Origin of the sequence: Halopseudomonas sp. (assembly GCF_038130085.1) — a bacterium.
Lineage (GTDB): Bacteria > Pseudomonadota > Gammaproteobacteria > Pseudomonadales > Pseudomonadaceae > Halopseudomonas.
Window position 1 is genome coordinate 273877 of record NZ_JAYPMU010000001.1, and the last position, 17029, is coordinate 290905.

Sequence of the window (17029 nt, forward strand, 5' to 3'; positions counted from 1 at the left end):
TTCTCCGGGCTCAGTGCGCTGCGGCACTGTGCGGTGCGCTGTTCACAGCAGGCTGCCAAGGGCGTACGGCGACGTCAGCTGCCGGGCTCAAGCGCTCGATACCTTCGATTACTACCTGTTGGCCGACGCTGAGACCCGAGATCACGCGATACCGGCCCTCGACCAACTCACCGACCTCAACCGGCACCTGCTGCACCTGCCCCTGAGAATCCACCACCCACACACTGGCCTGGCCAGCGATGCGCATCACCGCCTGCTGGGGCACGCTAAGGGCGTTGGCATACTGCGCACGCGGCACCCGCGCCTGCACGTACAGGCCTGGCAGCAGGCGACGCTGCGGGTTGTCGACCAGGACGCGCAGCAGCACGTCGCCAGTGCCGGCATCCACTTCAACGCCGGAGAACAGAATGCGGCCGTGCATACCGAGCGGTTTGCCGTCGCTACCAAGCACCTCGACCACCATCTCCGGTGCCGCCGAGCTGGCTTGCCGGCGCAGCACCTCAAGAACCGAGGCCGACTGGCGAACATCCACATAGACCTGGTCGATCTGCTGAATCAGCGCCATGGGCGCGGCGTCGGTCGGCGAAACCAGCGCCCCCTCACTGACCAGAGCCTGATCGATACGCCCAGCAATCGGCGCCTCAACACTGGCGAACGCCAGGTCAAGCTTGCGCCGAGCCAGCGTCGCTCTGGCCTGCGCCACATCGGCAGCAGCCTGGTCGCGCTGAGCCACCGCATCGTCATACAACTGACGGCTGATCGCCTCGGCTTCCATCAAGGGCGCAAGGCGGCGGGTCTGCAGACTGGCACGGGCAAGCACCGCTTCGGCGCGCTGCAAGGCGGCCGCCGCACTGTCGACCTCGGCTTTAAAGGGGGCCGGGTTGATCTGGAACAGCGTCGTGCCCGCGTCAATTTCCGCGCCCTGCTCAAACAGCCGGCGCTGCACAATGCCGCCGACCTGCGCACGAATCTCGGCGCTGCGCACGGCGGCTATTCGTGCCGGTAACACCTCGCTGACCGACATCGCGTGCGGCTCCAGGGTCATCACCGATACCTGCACCGGCTCGGGCACCGGCTCCTCCTGCGCGGGCGCGTCACAACCAACAAGCCCCAATACGGCGAGCCCTGCCAGCAGAAAACCGAGACGCCGCCGTTTGATCCCCATAACCATCCCCCTTCACTGAATACTTGAGCCCCGAGCAGATAGCATCCGAGGCTGACCCAGGTGCATTCTGATGGTGCTCTGTTGCGAATGATTCGAGGCTGTGTGGAGATGGTGTGGAGGGAGCGATATACTTTCGCCTCTTTGCTTGCGAGCCTGACCATGTCTGATCTGATCGAGAGCGTACGCCCTGATGCCCTGCCGCCAGCACTGGTATTGATTGCAGAGGACGAAGCCGAGATCGCCGACATCCTCGCGGCCTACCTGCAGCGCAGCGGGCTGCGCACCCAGCACGCCACAGACGGTCATGAAGCGCTGGCCATGCACCGCGCACTCAAGCCCGACCTGGTATTACTGGATGTCCAGATGCCACGTGCAGACGGCTGGAAAGTCCTCAGCGAAATCCGCTCCAGTTCCGACACGCCCGTCATCATGCTCACCGCACTCGACCAGGACATCGACAAGCTCATGGGCCTGCGGCTGGGCGCTGATGACTATGTGGGCAAGCCCTTCAACCCGGCCGAGGTCGTGGCGCGGGTTGAGGCCGTATTGCGGCGCACCCGCTCAAGGCCCCCCGCCGCCACGCAAATGCTGCGTGTCGGTGCGTTTCAGGTCGATCTGGAAAACCACGAGGCAAGCGTGCAGCGTGATGGCAAGCAGCACGCGCTTGAACTGACCCTGACCGAGTTCAAGCTGCTTGTCTACCTGATGCGTGCGCCCAAACGGGCGTTCAGTCGCGCTGAGCTGCTGGTCAACTGTCTACCCGAGGGTGACACCCAGGAGCGTACTGTAGACAGTCACATCAGCAAGCTGCGTAAAAAGCTCGAAGCGCTCGGCATTCAGGGCGTACCCGCGAGCGTCTGGGGCGTGGGCTATCGCTTTGGTAACGAGCCATGAAGCCGGCACCGGGCCTGCGTCGGCAGATAATCCAGTCCCTCGCCATTATGGCCCTGGGCATCATCGTGATAGCCGTGTTCGGCTCGTATGTGTTTTACGCGATCGCCGTCACCTATCTGCCGGGCAGCATCTCTGAAACCTTTGTGCCCTCGCAGGTGGAGATGATCTGGATCGGCTGCACCATCATTGCCGCCCTGAGCATGGCTGTGTTCGTCGCAATCCGCCTGTCTCGTCGCTTGATCACCCCGCTCAACTCGGTAGCGCACAGCCTGCGCGAAGTTGCCCAAGGCAAACTCGATGCCCGCGCCTCGCTTGACGACCAAACCATGGGTGAGACAGCGCAACTGGTACGCGACTTCAATACCATGGCCGAGCGCCTGCAACAGATGACCCGCGAGCGCGAGTTCTGGAGCGCCGCCATTGCCCATGAGCTGCGCACGCCAGTCACCATTCTGCGCGGCCGGTTGCAGGGCCTGGCAGAGGGCGTATTCACACCCAGTGGCGAGATTTTTGAGGGATTGCTGCGTCAGGTGGAAGGGCTCAGTCGCCTGATCGAAGACCTGCGCGTGCTAAGCCTGAATGAAAATGGCCACCTGGATATCCAAAAGGTATCGGTCAGGCTGGCGGAGGAGCTCACCCCGGTGCTTCAAGCGTATACCGCGCCGCTTATCGCAAAAGGGTTTCAGCTGCACAGTGAACTGGATGCGACTCTGCAGGTGGAATGCGATCCGGTGCGCATCCGGCAGGCGCTGATGGGCCTGCTGGAAAACGCCCTGCAGCACGCCAACCCCGGCAACCTGCGGGTCAGGCTCAGTCAGGCAGACGGCCTGTGCCAGTTGAGTGTGCAAGACGAAGGCCCCGGCATAGACAGCACCCTGACCGACGCCATATTCGAGGCCTTTCGCCGCGGCGACCCCTCGCGCTCACGCAAAAGCGGCGGCAGCGGACTCGGGCTCGCGGTGGTCAAGGCCATCGCGCAAGCACACGGCGGTAATGCAGTATGCCTACCCCGTGGCGAGGGAAGTGTGTTCCTCATGGCTTGGCCGAGCGGCACGCAGACCGCGGAAAGATAACGAGCGCCCGCTACAGTTCTGCCTAGCCGATACTGGCCTCTTAAGCACGCATCTTTCGCCTAGAACCGGACGACCGGAATGCGCCATCAAGAGGACCCAAGGCGCGAATGCAAAAGTTCCTGCCGTACAGAGAGCGCCTCGTTCAAGATGGAATCCCGACACCGAGGTGCCGCACAGTTCTCTAGGTGGCGATACCAAAGCGCTTCAGCCGCGATGCCAGGGTGGTTGGCTTGAGGCCCAGCAGGGCTGCGGCACCATCCTTGCCAAAGATCTTGCCGCCACAGGCGGCCAATGCGGCGTTGAGGTTGTCTTTCTCCAACGCGCGCAGTTGCTCCTCGGTAAGAATGCCACTGACCTGCGGCGAACCGGCTTCCGCGGGCCGCACGGTGTCAGATTGGCCAACCGGCATATCGATCAGCAAATCCGGCCCTTTGCTGGTGATCAATGCGCGCTCGATGACGTTCTGCAGCTCGCGGATATTGCCCGGCCAACTGTAGCTTTGCATGCGTTCGACGTCGGCCTTGCGTAACCGTGCCGGCGGTCGGCCGAGCCGCGAGCAGATCTGCTTAACGAAGTGGCTGGCCAGCAGCGGGATATCCTCCGGACGCTCGCGCAATGCGGGTGACAGGATCGGGAAGACGTTGAGTCGAAAGTACAGATCTTCGCGGAAGCGCTTGGCCTTCACCTCGGCCAGCAGGTCGCGATTGGTTGCGGTGATGATCCGCACATCAACCTTGCGCGTGCGCTCTTCACCAACCCGCTCGAACTGCCCCTCCTGCAGTACGCGCAGCAACTTGCTTTGCAACTCCAGGGGAATCTCGCCGATTTCGTCGAGAAACAAGGTGCCACCATCAGCCAACTCAAAGCGGCCGACCCGGTCACGCATGGCGCCAGTAAACGCACCTTTGACGTGCCCAAAGAACTCGCTTTCAAACAACTCGGCGGGGATGGCCGCACAGTTGACCCGGATCAGCGGGTTGTCGCTGCGACGGCTGGACTGATGAATGGCGCGAGCGATCAACTCCTTGCCGGTGCCCGATTCACCGTGGATCAGCACACTGGCATCGGTGGGCCCGACCACGTCAATCTGTTTGACGATGGTCAGTATCGGGTCGCTCTGCCCGACGATCTCGCGGAAATGATGTTCGATCAGAATCTCTTCCTGCAGGTAGGCATTCTGTTGTTCGAGCCGCTGCTTCAGTTCACGCAACTCGTCCATGGCGCTCTGCAGGCGCTGCTGGGTCATTTGCCTTTCGGTAATGTCCCGGAATACCACCACCGACCCGATGATGGAGCCACCCGAGATCACCGGCGTACTGGTGAACTCCACCGGAAACATGCTGCCATCGCGGCGCCAGAACACTTCCTGCTGCCCTTCATGTACCAGGCCGTCGTGCACCGCCTTGTAGATGGGGCAATCCTCCACCGGGTAATGGCTGCCATCGGCATGGCTGTGGTGATGAATTCGATGGATGTTCTTGCCGATCATTTGGTCGACTTCCCAACCAAGCATGCGGGCCGCTGCCGGGTTTACGTAGGTAGCCAAGCCTTCACTGTCGATACTGTAAATACCGTCACCCACCGCGCTCAGCAGTAGCTGGTTCTCCCGCTCGCTCTCCTCAAACAGCGACAGTATGTTCTGCCACTCGATCAGCCCGCCGCGCATGGTGCGTTCAACATTGGCCTGGTTCTGGCGGTAACGCTCTTCATCCCGCTCGCGCAGAACCAGTATCAGATAGACCACGCCCTTGAGCTTGAGTGTTGAGGCCGACATCTCAAGTTCGATCCGCTCACCGTCGCGACGCGCGCAGGTCAGGGAGTCGGTCCAGCCCGTGCCTTCTTCCAGTACCGCCTGGGTGAAGACAATCAGCTCTGGCAGTGCATGGCCAAACAGCTTGGTAACGGTTAGCTCGAGAATTTCATGTCGTGGATAGCCCAGCAACTTGCAGGCGGCAATATTGATGTCGACAAAGCGGTTACCTACAGGATCAAACTGCACGATGCCTGCGTTGCAATGCTCAAACACCAGATGCCGCGACGGATAGGCCATGCCAGACCAGCCGGATAAATAATCGACATCTTCCAAACTCATGGCTACGACCTTTCGTGGTTGCTGCTACGCGATTTCGTAGTTATACGACATGTCGTAGGCCAACAACAGGCTCAGTTTCGCCATTAAAAACCGTGTCAGATCAATAACTCTTTTTAAGTCAAAAGCTTGCGAAAGAATATGCGGCTCTGGCACAGCCGTTGCTCTAGTCAGGTTAACCGCAGTCACTCACTGCGTCGTTAACCCAACTGGAGAATCAGAATGCCTACAGTCGAAACGCCCCACTACAAAGACGGTGACTTTCTCGTCAATTACGAAGAAAAGGTTTTCGAGGACGTCAAAGCCGAGCCCGGCGAAAAAGCCTTGTTGACCTTCCACACCATTGCCTTTGAAGGCTCCATCGGCCTGGTCAATATGCTTCAGGCCAAGCGCTTGTTGCGCAAAGGCTTCGAAACCAAAGTCCTTCTGTATGGCCCGGGCGTGCAGCTGGGTGTGCAACGCGGCTTCCCGACACTGGGCGCCGAGGCGTTCCCGGGGCACCTGGCAGTCAACAATCAGATCAAGGCATTCATGGAGGAAGGCGGCGAAGTTTATGCCTGCCGCTTTGCCTTGCAAGCCCTGTATGGCCAGACCGAGAAAGCCCTGATCGAAGGCATCCGTCCGATCAACCCATTGGACGTTATGGACCTGCGCCTGCTGATGCGTCGCGAAGGCGCATTGATCATCGATACCTGGACCGCCTGAACCCCATCCCTCCCGCCATCGGGAGGGAGCTTCATTGTTTTCGTTTTCCACCGGAGGATCCGGTATGACAATCATCAAAGCCGCTGCCGTCCAGCTCAGTCCTGTGCTCTACAGCCGTGAGGGCACAGTGGACAAGGTCTGCCGGACCATCGCCGAGCTGGGCCAACAAGGGGTTCAGTTTGCGGTCTTTCCCGAGACAGTTGTGCCCTACTACCCCTATTTTTCCTATGTGCAGCCTCCCTTCAAGATGGGCAAGGAGCACCTCAAGCTGCTTGACGAATCCGTAGTGGTGCCTTCGGCAACCACGGCAGCTATCGGTGAAGCCTGCCGCCGCGCAGGCATGGTGGTGAGTATCGGCGTCAATGAACGTGACGGCGGCACCATCTACAACACTCAGTTGCTGTTCGATGCCGACGGCACCCTGCTGCAACATCGACGCAAGATAACCCCCACCTACCATGAGCGGATGATCTGGGGCCAAGGCGACGGTTCAGGACTGCGAGCGGTAGACAGCCAGGTTGGTCGTATCGGCTCACTGGCCTGCTGGGAGCACTACAACCCACTGGCGCGTTATGCCCTGATGGCCGATGGCGAACAGATTCATGCCGCGATGTTTCCCGGCTCGCTGGTCGGCCCCATTTTCGCCGAGCAGATGGAAGTGACGATACGCCACCACGCGCTGGAATCCGGCTGTTTTGTGGTCAACGCAACAGCCTGGCTGGACCCCGAGCAGCAGCAACAGATCGTTGCCGACACCGGCTGTGATGTTGCACAGATCAGTCATGGCTGCTTCAGCGCCATCGTTAGTCCCGAAGGCAAATTGCTCGGTGAGCCGCTGCGCAGCGGCGAAGGTGCAGTTATCGCCGACCTGGACCTGACACTGATCGACAAACGCAAACGCATGATGGATTCGGTCGGGCACTACAGCCGTCCTGAGTTGCTCAGCCTGCTGATCGACCGGCGGCCCGCCCCCCACCTGCACGAGCGCGATGCCGAGCCCCAGAGCAGCAGCTCGATCATGACTGAGGAGCCTGACTATGCAAGCCTCTGAACTGGCCTCCAATCAACTGATCGTCACCGATCTGCTCAGTGAGCTGCAGTGCCACGGCGTGCGCTGGCAGGACGCCACCGGGCTGTCGCGTCAAGGCGGTGCCGGGCCGTCGGATCACAAGGCACTGAGCGTCGGCGAACACACCTCGATGATCCCGATTCTCAATCGGGCTTCGCTGGACTCCCCCTACCTGGCCCGGCCATCAGCCAACGGCGGCGAGGCAGAGATCCTGCGCGATGGCCGCGTGGTCGGTCAGGTCAGCATCCCCGGCGTGCCCAATTTCTATGCGCTGTCCACTGCCGATGGCACGCCGTACTGGAAGATCGCCACCCTGCACAGCAAGGATGTACTGGCGACCACCATCTTGCAGCACTGCATCCGCATGAACGACGCCGCCAGCGCCTGCCAGTTCTGCGCCATCAACCAGTCGCTAAAAAACGACAAAACCATCGCCCGAAAGCGCCCGGCGCAGCTGGCTGAAGTCGCCAAAGCCGCGGTTGAGCTGGACGGGGTCAAACACATGGTGATGACCACCGGCACCCCGCAAACCTCCGATCGCGGCGCAGCCATCCTCTGTGAGTCGGCGGCCGCCGTGACCGCAGCGGTCGATCTGCCGATCCAGGCCCAATGCGAGCCGCCGGATGACGACCGCTGGTTCCAGCGCCTGAAGGACAGCGGCGTGGTATCGCTGGGTATGCATCTGGAAGCGGTAAGCGACCCGGTACGCGCGCGCATCATGCCGGGCAAGGCCGAGGTTCCGCTCACACGCTACTTCTCCGCCTTCAAGGCCGCCGTCGAGGTGTTTGGCCGGGGCCAGGTGAGCACCTACATCCTCGCCGGGCTAGGCGATTCGGAAGAGGCCATCGTCGAGATGAGCGAGTTACTCGCAGCCATGGGCGTGTATCCCTTCGTGGTGCCGTTTGTACCAATTGACGGCACGCCCCTGGCCAACCATCCGAAACCCGACAACGCCATGATGCAGCGCTTGTACCCGCAGATTGGCGCAAGCCTGCAGCGTCACGGCTTGCATTCAGATGACATCAAGGCCGGCTGCGCCAAGTGTGGCGCGTGCTCGGCACTGAAACGACACGAGTGAGGATCCGCGCATGGCCGAGCATCTCTTTGCATTGACCGACGACAGCTTCCCGGACTTTCGCGCCGACGATGTACTGGTCAAGCCTGCCAGTGAGGCCTGGGAAAAAGCCGAGTACTTTGCGCTGCGCCGCCGCGTGTTTTCCGAGGAGCAGCAATTACTGCATCAGGACAAGGACGAGCACGACTTTCAGGCCATCCCCATCGTCGCATTGGCCTGCCAGTGCGGCATGCCCAACGCCGTTGTCGGCGCCGTGCGTATCTACCAGCCGCAACCGGGTCTCTGGTATGGCGGCCGGCTCTGTGTCGCCGCCGACTACCGCCGCCACAGCATGATTGGCACAGCCTTGATCAACGAGGCCGTGTCGCGCGCCCGGGACATCGGCTGCGAGCGCTTCCTGGCCACTGTTCAGCAGTCCAATGAAGACTATTTTCAGCGCCTGCATTGGCGCACGCTTGAGCACATCGAGCTGCATGGCCAACCGCATGCAGTGATGCAGGTTGAATTGCAGCACTACCCTTTCATGCCGCGAGAAATCTCGCTGCTGCCTCTGCGGGCGCGCCGCCATGGGTAAGCCGATGCGGATCCCTGCCAAGCACAGCCTGGATGCCCTGCTCGATGCACTGCGCGAGACCCCGGCCATGCACTCGAAGGCTTCAATTCAGCGGCCGGCCACGGCGCTGAGCCAATCCCGGCCACAGGATCGGGATGCGCTCTACGCCCTGCCGGGGGATGATACCGCCGCCATCCGCTGCGGCGACCACTACCAGTTGCTGGCAATTGAAGGAATGATTCCGCGCTTTGTCGAGCAGGCACCGTGGTTCGCTGGCTGGTCGGCGGTGATGGCCAATGTCAGCGACATCGCCGCCATGGGCGGACGCGCCACCGCCGTAGTCAACGCTTACTGGCATCACGACCCCACCTGCGCAGACCAGGTCCTTGCTGGTATTCGCGAAGCCTGCCGGGCTTACGGCCTGATACTGGCCGGCGGTCATACCAGCCAGGCAACCGGCAACCCCGCCGCGCTGGCCGTAGCCATTACCGGCATGGCTACCCACCTGCTATCCACATTGCATGTAGCACCCGGACAGGTTCTGGCACTGGCGGTCGACCTGAATGGCCAATGGCATGCCGAAACGCCCTACTGGAAAGCCTTCGAGCAAGTACCTGCCGAACTGCTGCGCCGCAAGCTGGAGGTGCTGCCAACACTGGCAGAAGCTGGCCTTCTGCAAGCAGCCAAGGACATCAGCAATGCTGGTCTGCTCGGCACCCTGCTGATGCTCCTGGAGCCAACCGGCTGCGGCGCAGAGATCGACCTTGATCAGCTACCCCGTCCGGCTGACGGCGATCTGCTGCGCTGGCTGCAGGCGTTTCCCAGCTTCGGCTTTCTGCTCAGTTTGAACGCCGATGACTGGGACTCGGTACAGGCCGCTTTTACCGCAGAGGGTATTAGCTGTGCGCGCATCGGCAGCATCAATGCCAGCGCCCGTCTGGACGTATGCCAGGCCGATCATGTTTCGACCTTCTGGGATCTGGCCAGCACACCTTTTACCGGATTCACCTATCCAAGACAGGAGCCCTGACATGCCCGCCGTCACCTTCACGGTTCGCTGGCCTGATGGCCAGGAGACCGTTGCCTACTCACCCTCAACGGTGATTCATCAGCACCTTGAGCACAACGCTTCCTACCCAATGGAGGAGTTCCTGCAACGTGCCGAAACTGCGCTGGATGCGGCGTCCGAGCGCGTGCGCGAGCTCAAGGGTTTTTATTGCAGCGCGGCGATGGACACGCTCAGCCAGCTGCGCCACGCCTCCAGATCATTCAGCCAAGGTGAAGTGCACGTCCGCTTCACGCAAACGCTCTGAGCCAACCCCCAATTCACAGGACCCCAACATGACTTCAACAACCAAAACCCCACACCACAGCGTCATCATCATTGGTGGCGGTCAGGCTGGCCTGTCGGCCAGCTACTACCTGCAGCAACAGGGTGTTGACCATCTGCTGCTGGAAAAGAGCGCTCTCACCAACGCCTGGCGGACCCAACGCTGGGACGCCTTCTGCCTGGTGACCCCCAACTGGCAATGCCAGCTGCCTGGCTACCCGTACGCAGGCGACGACCCGCACGGATTCATGAAAAAAGACGAGATCATTGCCTACCTTGATGGCTTTATCGAGATGGTCAACGCGCCCTGCCGAACCGGGGTCACGGTGCAACAGGTCAAGCCACGCGCCCAGGGTGGCTATCTGGTGCGGACCAGCGATGGCGAGTTCACAGCCGATCAGGTGATCGTTGCTTCCGGTGGCTATCAGGTACCGATCATCCCGCGTCTGGCCGAGCGCGTACCGGCGGAGATTAAACAGATCCACTCCGAACAGTACCGCAACGCGGATCTGCTACCCGAAGGCAACGTGCTGGTGGTGGGCTCCGGGCAGTCAGGTGCACAGATAGCTGAAGACCTGCACCTTGCCGGTCGCAAGGTGTTTCTGGCCGTCGGCGATGCGCCGCGCTGCGCCCGCTTCTACCGGGGCAGAGATGTGGTCGATTGGCTGGACGAAATGAAGTACTACGACATCAGCGTAGACAAGCATCCGCTGCGTGAGGGTGTACGCGACAACACCAACCATTACCTGACAGGCCGCGACGGCGGGCGCGATATCGACCTGCGCCGTTTCGCTACCGAAGGCATGGAGCTGTTTGGTTTGCTGACTGGACTGGAGGGCAGCACCCTGCAGTTCGCGCCCGACTTGGCCAGCAAACTGGACGCGGCAGATGCGGTGTACGAACGCATCAATCGCAGCATCGACAAATACATCGAGGAAAATGCAATCGACGCGCCCGCCGGCACGCACTACCAGCCGGTCTGGCAGCCAGAGGCAGAGCGCGAGCAACTGGATCTGAGAACCGCAGGTATAACCAGCATCATCTGGTGCATCGGCTTCGCGCCTGATTTTCGCTACGTGGAGGCCAGCGTATTCGACGGCCACGGCCACCCGGTACACCACCGCGGCGTCACCGCCCAGCCTGGCCTGTACTTCCTCGGCCTACCCTGGCTGCACACTTGGGGGTCTGGACGCTTCAGCGGCATAGCAAGAGATGCCGAATACTTGGCAGAGCAGATCGTCTCAACAGCGCGCCTGGCTAAGGCAGGATAATTCAGCACGAAAAATGGGGCTGACACAGGCAGCCCCATCAAACACTCTGGAATCAACAGCAGGCCTGGTTGAAAAGGACCATAGCCGCAAAGGCTATGCACTCCGAATCCGCCTGAATGGCATAGCTTGCCTGATGATGGCTTAATCGCCAGATGGAGCAACAACCGCCCACCCCAACTCGCCTCGGGTGATCGACAGCAACTGCTCCTGGAGCAGCTCAGCTGCGGTCGTCGGCAACCTTACCTGCAAGCACACGGCTTGGCCGTGACTGACCGCCAGCAGCTCACCACCCAGCTCAGCAATCAGATTACGGGCGACACCTTCGTGGGCGTAGGCCAATTCGCAATCAAGCGTCATGCTGGGAATGTGTTCGATTTTTTCCGCCTGCAGCAGTGCCTGAGCGACTGCATCGGTGTAGGCGCGTACCAGGCCGCCGGCGCCGAGTTTTACCCCGCCGAAATAGCGCACCACGGTCGCAAGCACACCGTCCAAATCCTGGTGGCGCAATACATCCAGCATTGGCCGGCCTGCGGTGCCGGACGGCTCACCGTCGTCTACTGCTGCGCTGTGGCCGCCCGCCAACAGTGCCCAGCACACGTGAGCGCAGCCCGGATGCTGCAGACGCAGCTCATTGACGCGCGCTTGGGCGGCGGCACGGTCGGCAATGGGTTCGACGCAGGCCAGAAAGCGGCTTTTGCGGACTTCCAGCGTACTGGTAACGGGATGGGCAAGACTAAACATGGCGCTAGGATAACCCGACGCTGGCGGTGCATACAGCGGCCGACCGCATCAGGCGGCGCCATCACGTCAGAACTGATACGAGAAAACCAGGCGCCCTTCCCATACATCAAGCCCGTGTTGCCCGATGCTCAGATACCCCAGATTGCCATCAATTCTGGTCGCAGGGCTCGGTGAAGCCTGCAACCCGAGTCGCAGAGCGCCGCGCCAGCGCGGCGCGTCTTCGATCAGCTTGCCGATGAGGCCGTCACCGTCGTAAGGCTGCTGAAACTCGTTGATAACGCTGAGCTCCGCATAGGGAAACCAGTCGCCGCCGCGCCGGTCACGATAGCCGCGGATCACGCGCAATCCGCCTTCTGCAGAACCGTAACTGAGATGCTGTCGTTTGATCGAAAGACTGATGGGCTGGCCGTAAATCACACCTTTCATCTGGTGCCCTTCGTTCTGGTACTGGCTGTAGCTCAGCGCAAACTCCGGAACCAGAATAAACTCGTTCACCACGTACTGCCCCGAGGCATTAACCCTGAGCGAGTGGCGCTCGGTGTCGTATCGCGCTCGCAAAACGGCCAAGCGGTTGTCGTTACTCAGTCGACCGTAGGTGTAAGCCGCGTCCATGGTCCAGTGGGGAGAAAGCCGATAGGCCAGATACGGCCCAAAACTGATGCCGTCTGAGTCGACCTCCCAATCACCACCAAAGGCATCCGAACCGGTGTGTTCCACAAACGCCAACGCACCGACCGCGAGATCTGAAGCGACCCGGTAATCACCGCCGAGCATGATGTAACCCGAATAGCCATCCAGATCCGAGCCGCCGCGGCGATCAGTCACGGAGAGCAATCGATTGTCTGCCCAAAAATTCCATTTCGGTGCTTGCAGGAAGCGACGTTTATAAGCATCGTTCAGCCCCTCGCCTTCCAGCTCGCCACCGTCCAGCGCCGGCAACGGAGGCAGCTCCCGCATAGGCACTACCGGCATGATGGGGTCGGGCGGAAGCGTTCCAATCGGGGGACGCACGGCAACAGGAACCTCTGGTGTGATGGTCTCGGGTGGCACGATTCCGATGGGCGGCCTTACTCCGACCGGCACTTCAGGTGTGATAGGTTCTGGAGGAAGTACGCCGATGGGCGGCTTGGATGCGACAGGTACTTCAGGCGTTATCGTCACTGGCGGCAGTGTGCCGATTGGCGGTATCACCCCCACCGGAACCTCCGGCGTGATGGTCTCGGGTGGCAGCACGCCGATGGGCGGCTTGGAAGCGACAGGTACTTCAGGCGTTATCGTCGCTGGCGGCAGTGTGCCGATAGGCGGCCTCACCCCAATCGGCTGTTCAGGCGTGATGAGATCCGGTGGCAATTTGCCGATGGGAAACTCGGGATGGACGTTTAGCGCTGGCGGAAAGATGATGCCGCCTTTCTGCGTGCCACGATCGAGGACACACGGGACGCCAGTCACATCCAGCAGGGTGTGCAGCGGCCCGGAACCATTAGATACAACCGGCGAGAGCGACAGATGCAAACCAGATCGGCTGCGCGTCCAACTATCGACCACGTTGTTGCCGGGCGCCTCCAGGTCAAAAGCGCCGGACCCGGTGCCAGAGAGCCACACTGATTGCGACAGATCAGCGGTTTTGCCCAGAAAGATCAACCGTCCCGTCGTGGAACACTTAGCGGCGTGAGCCGGTAGGGTTATCGGTGCCAGGAAGACGCCCAACAACAACGCGCCAAACCAGTGCTGGCGACAGGTTCTTCGAATCAACCCCAGACTCCTTTTACTTCTTTGCGGATCGCACAAGCTGACTCGTCCTTTCTCGCTCAATCGACGAGCTGAACGTAGCTGCTTGTTATGGTCTGGCGTAAGTCTAGATAACAAATCCGCCCTGCGCGCAGCAGCAACTGTTCAGACGCTCATAAAAAAACCGGGCACAAGGCCCGGTTTTTTTCACGCTCACCAGATCAGAAACAATCCAGCGGCATATCCAGCGTGGTGCGATCAGCGTCACGCAGCACGTCGGCTAGTGCCAGCGGCTTGGGCAACTCGTAGCGCAGGAAGTACTCGCAGGCGTTGAGCTTGCCTTGATAGAAGCTCGCCGGACGCTCGCCAGCGCTCTGCAGACCGCGCAGTGCGGCCTGTGCCTGACGCAGCCAGAGCCAGCCAACGACCAGATGGCCGAAGCACTCCATGTACAGGTAGGCGTTGGCCAGGGCACGATCCGGATCGCTCTTCTTCATTGCCTGCAGCGCTTCGGTGACGCCTTCAACGGTGTTCAGCGCGTTGCTGAGCAGCTCGGCATTCGCCTTCAACTCGGCGACGTTGGCGCATTCGCTGAGGGTCGCGCGGATGCGGGTCAGCAGGCTCTGGTAGAAACGACCACCGGCCATGCTCACCTTGCGGCCCAGCAAATCCTGCCCCTGAATGCCGTGGGTACCTTCGTGGATCGGGTTCAGGCGGTTGTCGCGGTAGAACTGCTCGACCGGGTATTCACGGGTGTAGCCGTAGCCACCGTGCACCTGAATCGCCAGGCTGTTGGCTTCCAGACAGAACTGCGACGGCCAGGACTTGACGATCGGCGTGAGCAGATCGAGCAAACCAGCCGCCTCTTCACGCACTGCCGCATCCGGCGCGTGCTTCTTCTCGTCGACCAGAGTCGAAGAGAACAGACACAGCGACAGACCACCTTCCACGAAGGCTTTCTGCGCCAGCAGCAAGCGACGAATATCAGCGTGCTGAACCAGCGGGATCATCGGCGTAGTCGGATCACGCTCGGCCTGACCACGGCCCTGAGTACGCTCACGGGCGTATTCCAGCGCGTGCAGGTAACCGGTGTAACCCAGCATGACCGAACCCAGGCCAACGCCGATGCGCGCCTCGTTCATCATGTGGAACATGCCGGCCAGACCGTTGTGCGGCTCGCCGACCAGATAACCGACCGCGCCGCCCTTCTCACCGAAGTTGAGCATGGTGGAGGTGGTGCCGCGGTAGCCCATCTTGTGAATCAGGCCAGCCAGTTGAACATCGTTGCGCTCGCCGAGGCTGCCGTCGTCGTTAACCAGGAACTTGGGCACGATGAACAGCGAGATGCCCTTGGCGCCGGGCGGCGCATCAGGCAGCTTGGCCAGTACCAGGTGAACGATGTTTTCGCTCAGCTCGTGATCACCGGCGGAGATGAAGATCTTGTTGCCGCTGATGCGGTAGGTGCCGTCATCCTGCGGAATGGCGCGGGACTTGATATCACCCAGCGAGGAACCGGCGTGCGGCTCGGTCAGGCACATAGTGCCGAAGAAGCGACCAGCCATCATCGGTTCGGCATAGCGCTGCTTCTGCTCGTCGGTGCCGTGGGCCATGATCAGGTTGCAGGCGGCGATGGTCAGACCGGCGTACGCCTGAGTGCTGACGTTGGCGCCCTTGATCAGACCGATACAGGTCTGAGAAACAGCCGCCGGCAGCTGCATGCCACCGCGCTCGTAGTCCTGCGATGCAGCCATCAGGCCGGTGTCGCGCAGCACTGCCAAGGCCTCGGAGACTTCCGGACGAATAACGACCTTGCCGTTCTCGAAGCGCGGCTCTTCTTCGTCACACAGGCGGTTGTGCGGTGCGAAGGTTTCGCTCGCGACTTTCAGCGCCAGCTCGATGGCGGCATCAAAGGTATCGCGGCTGTGGTCTTCGTAACGCGGAAATTGGGTAAAACGTTCGATATCCAGCATTTCATAGAGCAGAAACGCGAGATCATCGGTATTGATGATTTTCTGGGACACAGGTCAGACTCCTGCGGGTACTGCAGGAACCCGCAAACATTAAAGATTAAGACACCGAAGGCCGAGCGCCCGCAGGCGTTCGGCCTTCAGCCAAAGCGTCAGCCAGGCTGACGCTCAATACTGGCGGATCAGACGATCTCGAACAGACCGGCTGCACCCTGACCACCGCCGATGCACATGGTGACAACCACGTACTTGACGCCGCGACGCTTGCCTTCGATCAGCGCGTGGCCAGTCAGGCGAGAGCCGGTTACACCGTACGGGTGACCGATAGCGATGGAGCCACCGTTGACGTTCAGGTTTTCAGCCGGAATGCCCAGACGGTCACGGCAGTAGACAACCTGGGAAGCGAAGGCTTCGTTCAGTTCCCACAGGCCGATGTCGTCCATGGTCAGGCCATTGCGCTGCAGCAGGCGCGGGATAGCGAAGACCGGGCCGATGCCCATTTCGTCAGGCTCGCAACCGGCAACAGCGAAGCCGCGGAAGATACCCATCGGCTCAACGTTCAGCTGCTCGGCAACCTTGCTGTTCATAACGGTACAGACAGACGCTCCGTCAGACAGCTGGCTGGCGTTACCGGCAGTGATGAAGTTGCCCGGGCCACGCACGGCTTGCAGGGAAGACAGCGCTTCCAGGGTGGTGCTCGGACGGTTGCACTCGTCACGATCCAGAACCACTTCCTGGTCGGTGATTTCGCCGGTTTCCTTGTTCTGGACCTTCATGGTGGCCTTGAACGGAACGATTTCGTCAGCGAACTTGCCGCTCTGCTGACCGGCGGCAACGCGCTGCTGGCTCAGCAGGGAGTACTCGTCCTGGGACTCGCGGCTGACGTTGTAGCGCTGGGCTACGATGTCTGCGGTCTCGATCATGGACAGGTACAGCTCCGGCTTGTTCTTCATGATCCACTCGTTGGTGCCGTGGAACATGTTGATCTTGTCGTTCTGGCACAGGCTGATGGACTCAACGCCACCGGCAACGATAGCCGGAATCTTCTCGCTGACAACGCGCTGAGCGGCGATAGCGATGGACTGCAGGCCAGAGCTGCAGAAACGGTTCAGGGACATACCCGCGGTAGTCACCGGCAGACCGCCACGGATGGCAGCCAGACGCGCCATGTTCTTGCCTTGCGCACCTTCGTGGAAAGTCGCGCCGAGGATCACGTCTTCAACCAGCGCCGGGTCGATACCTGCGCGCTTGACCGCTTCTTCGATCACGAAGCCAGCCATGTCAACACTGTGAGTGTTGTTCAGTGCGCCGCGATAGGATTTGCCCAGGCCGGTACGGGCCGTGGATACGATAACTGCGTCTGTCATGT

The 17029-nt window shown here is 60.9% G+C and carries 15 protein-coding genes; 9 read left to right on the forward strand and 6 right to left on the reverse strand.

What is annotated here, in order from left to right; all coding sequences use genetic code 11:
• Nucleotides 1–10 precede the first annotated feature (10 nt).
• Nucleotides 11–1165: an efflux RND transporter periplasmic adaptor subunit gene (locus AAFM31_RS01245; protein ID WP_341706074.1), complete on the reverse strand. Its 1155-nt coding sequence runs from the start codon at nt 1163–1165 to the stop codon at nt 11–13.
• A gap of 159 nt (nt 1166–1324) precedes the next feature.
• Here AAFM31_RS01245 and AAFM31_RS01250 point away from each other — a divergent pair, with 159 nt between their 5' ends.
• Together AAFM31_RS01250 and AAFM31_RS01255 are read left to right on the forward strand one after the other, a co-directional pair.
• Nucleotides 1325–2059, forward strand: coding sequence for a response regulator (locus AAFM31_RS01250; protein ID WP_341706075.1), 735 nt, complete (start codon nt 1325–1327; stop codon nt 2057–2059).
• Complete coding sequence (locus tag AAFM31_RS01255; protein WP_341706076.1) at nt 2056–3132, forward strand: HAMP domain-containing sensor histidine kinase; 1077 nt, start codon at nt 2056–2058, stop codon at nt 3130–3132. Before AAFM31_RS01250 ends, AAFM31_RS01255 begins: the two co-directional genes overlap by 4 nt.
• 181 nt (nt 3133–3313) lie before the next feature.
• On the opposite strand, the gene AAFM31_RS01260 is transcribed toward AAFM31_RS01255, so the two are convergent.
• Nucleotides 3314–5224, reverse strand: a complete 1911-nt coding sequence (locus AAFM31_RS01260) for a sigma 54-interacting transcriptional regulator (RefSeq protein WP_371832993.1) — start codon at nt 5222–5224, stop codon at nt 3314–3316.
• 219 nt (nt 5225–5443) lie between these two features.
• On the opposite strand from AAFM31_RS01260, the gene AAFM31_RS01265 reads away from it, so the two are divergent.
• The 7 genes from AAFM31_RS01265 (at nt 5444) to AAFM31_RS01295 (ending at nt 11224) form a co-directional block, all read left to right on the forward strand.
• On the forward strand, nt 5444–5926 hold the full coding sequence (locus AAFM31_RS01265; RefSeq protein WP_182248245.1) for an MSMEG_0572/Sll0783 family nitrogen starvation response protein: 483 nt from the start codon (nt 5444–5446) through the stop codon (nt 5924–5926).
• A gap of 64 nt (nt 5927–5990) precedes the next feature.
• Entirely contained in the window at nt 5991–6977 is a 987-nt protein-coding gene (locus tag AAFM31_RS01270) for a Nit6803 family nitrilase (RefSeq protein ID WP_341706077.1), read from the forward strand.
• Nucleotides 6964–8073 (forward strand): MSMEG_0568 family radical SAM protein, encoded by a 1110-nt coding sequence (locus tag AAFM31_RS01275; RefSeq protein ID WP_371832994.1) that lies wholly within the window; start codon nt 6964–6966, stop codon nt 8071–8073. The genes AAFM31_RS01270 and AAFM31_RS01275 overlap by 14 nt, the downstream gene beginning before the upstream one ends.
• Before the next feature lie 10 nt (nt 8074–8083).
• Nucleotides 8084–8644 (forward strand): MSMEG_0567/Sll0786 family nitrogen starvation N-acetyltransferase, encoded by a 561-nt coding sequence (locus tag AAFM31_RS01280; RefSeq protein WP_341706078.1) that lies wholly within the window; start codon nt 8084–8086, stop codon nt 8642–8644.
• Nucleotides 8637–9653 carry a sll0787 family AIR synthase-like protein gene (locus tag AAFM31_RS01285; protein WP_341706079.1) on the forward strand — a complete coding sequence of 339 codons (1017 nt, stop codon included), beginning with the start codon at nt 8637–8639 and terminating at the stop codon, nt 9651–9653. Before AAFM31_RS01280 ends, AAFM31_RS01285 begins: the two co-directional genes overlap by 8 nt.
• Nucleotide 9654: 1 nt before the next feature.
• Nucleotides 9655–9936, forward strand: a complete 282-nt coding sequence (locus tag AAFM31_RS01290; protein WP_341706080.1) for an MSMEG_0570 family nitrogen starvation response protein — start codon at nt 9655–9657, stop codon at nt 9934–9936.
• A gap of 28 nt (nt 9937–9964) precedes the next feature.
• The gene (locus AAFM31_RS01295) at nt 9965–11224 is read left to right on the forward strand and encodes an MSMEG_0569 family flavin-dependent oxidoreductase (RefSeq protein WP_341706081.1); all 1260 of its coding nucleotides are present in this window, start codon (nt 9965–9967) and stop codon (nt 11222–11224) included.
• 141 nt (nt 11225–11365) lie between these two features.
• On the opposite strand, the gene AAFM31_RS01300 is transcribed toward AAFM31_RS01295, so the two are convergent.
• The 4 genes from AAFM31_RS01300 to AAFM31_RS01315 form a co-directional block, all read right to left on the reverse strand.
• Nucleotides 11366–11965: a YigZ family protein gene (locus AAFM31_RS01300; RefSeq protein ID WP_341706082.1), complete on the reverse strand. Its 600-nt coding sequence runs from the start codon at nt 11963–11965 to the stop codon at nt 11366–11368.
• A 66-nt stretch (nt 11966–12031) separates the two neighbouring features.
• The gene (locus AAFM31_RS01305) at nt 12032–13717 is read right to left on the reverse strand and encodes an autotransporter domain-containing protein (protein WP_341706083.1); all 1686 of its coding nucleotides are present in this window, start codon (nt 13715–13717) and stop codon (nt 12032–12034) included.
• Between the two features lie 197 nt (nt 13718–13914).
• Nucleotides 13915–15714, reverse strand: coding sequence for an acyl-CoA dehydrogenase (locus AAFM31_RS01310; RefSeq protein ID WP_341706084.1), 1800 nt, complete (start codon nt 15712–15714; stop codon nt 13915–13917).
• A gap of 128 nt (nt 15715–15842) precedes the next feature.
• Nucleotides 15843–17027 carry an acetyl-CoA C-acyltransferase gene (locus tag AAFM31_RS01315; protein ID WP_341706085.1) on the reverse strand — a complete coding sequence of 395 codons (1185 nt, stop codon included), beginning with the start codon at nt 17025–17027 and terminating at the stop codon, nt 15843–15845.
• Between the last annotated feature and the right edge of the window lie 2 nt (nt 17028–17029).

Coding starts and splice junctions, on each gene's coding strand:
- AAFM31_RS01245 (WP_341706074.1), bottom strand. CDS start 1,165: ATGGGGATCAAACGGCGGCGTCTCGGTTTTCTGCTGGCAGGGCTCGCC.
- AAFM31_RS01250 (WP_341706075.1), top strand. CDS start 1,325: ATGTCTGATCTGATCGAGAGCGTACGCCCTGATGCCCTGCCGCCAGCA.
- AAFM31_RS01275 (WP_371832994.1), top strand. CDS start 6,964: ATGCAAGCCTCTGAACTGGCCTCCAATCAACTGATCGTCACCGATCTG.
- AAFM31_RS01265 (WP_182248245.1), top strand. CDS start 5,444: ATGCCTACAGTCGAAACGCCCCACTACAAAGACGGTGACTTTCTCGTC.
- AAFM31_RS01280 (WP_341706078.1), top strand. CDS start 8,084: ATGGCCGAGCATCTCTTTGCATTGACCGACGACAGCTTCCCGGACTTT.
- AAFM31_RS01300 (WP_341706082.1), bottom strand. CDS start 11,965: ATGTTTAGTCTTGCCCATCCCGTTACCAGTACGCTGGAAGTCCGCAAA.
- AAFM31_RS01315 (WP_341706085.1), bottom strand. CDS start 17,027: ATGACAGACGCAGTTATCGTATCCACGGCCCGTACCGGCCTGGGCAAA.
- AAFM31_RS01255 (WP_341706076.1), top strand. CDS start 2,056: ATGAAGCCGGCACCGGGCCTGCGTCGGCAGATAATCCAGTCCCTCGCC.
- AAFM31_RS01290 (WP_341706080.1), top strand. CDS start 9,655: ATGCCCGCCGTCACCTTCACGGTTCGCTGGCCTGATGGCCAGGAGACC.
- AAFM31_RS01295 (WP_341706081.1), top strand. CDS start 9,965: ATGACTTCAACAACCAAAACCCCACACCACAGCGTCATCATCATTGGT.
- AAFM31_RS01285 (WP_341706079.1), top strand. CDS start 8,637: ATGGGTAAGCCGATGCGGATCCCTGCCAAGCACAGCCTGGATGCCCTG.
- AAFM31_RS01260 (WP_371832993.1), bottom strand. CDS start 5,224: ATGAGTTTGGAAGATGTCGATTATTTATCCGGCTGGTCTGGCATGGCC.
- AAFM31_RS01270 (WP_341706077.1), top strand. CDS start 5,991: ATGACAATCATCAAAGCCGCTGCCGTCCAGCTCAGTCCTGTGCTCTAC.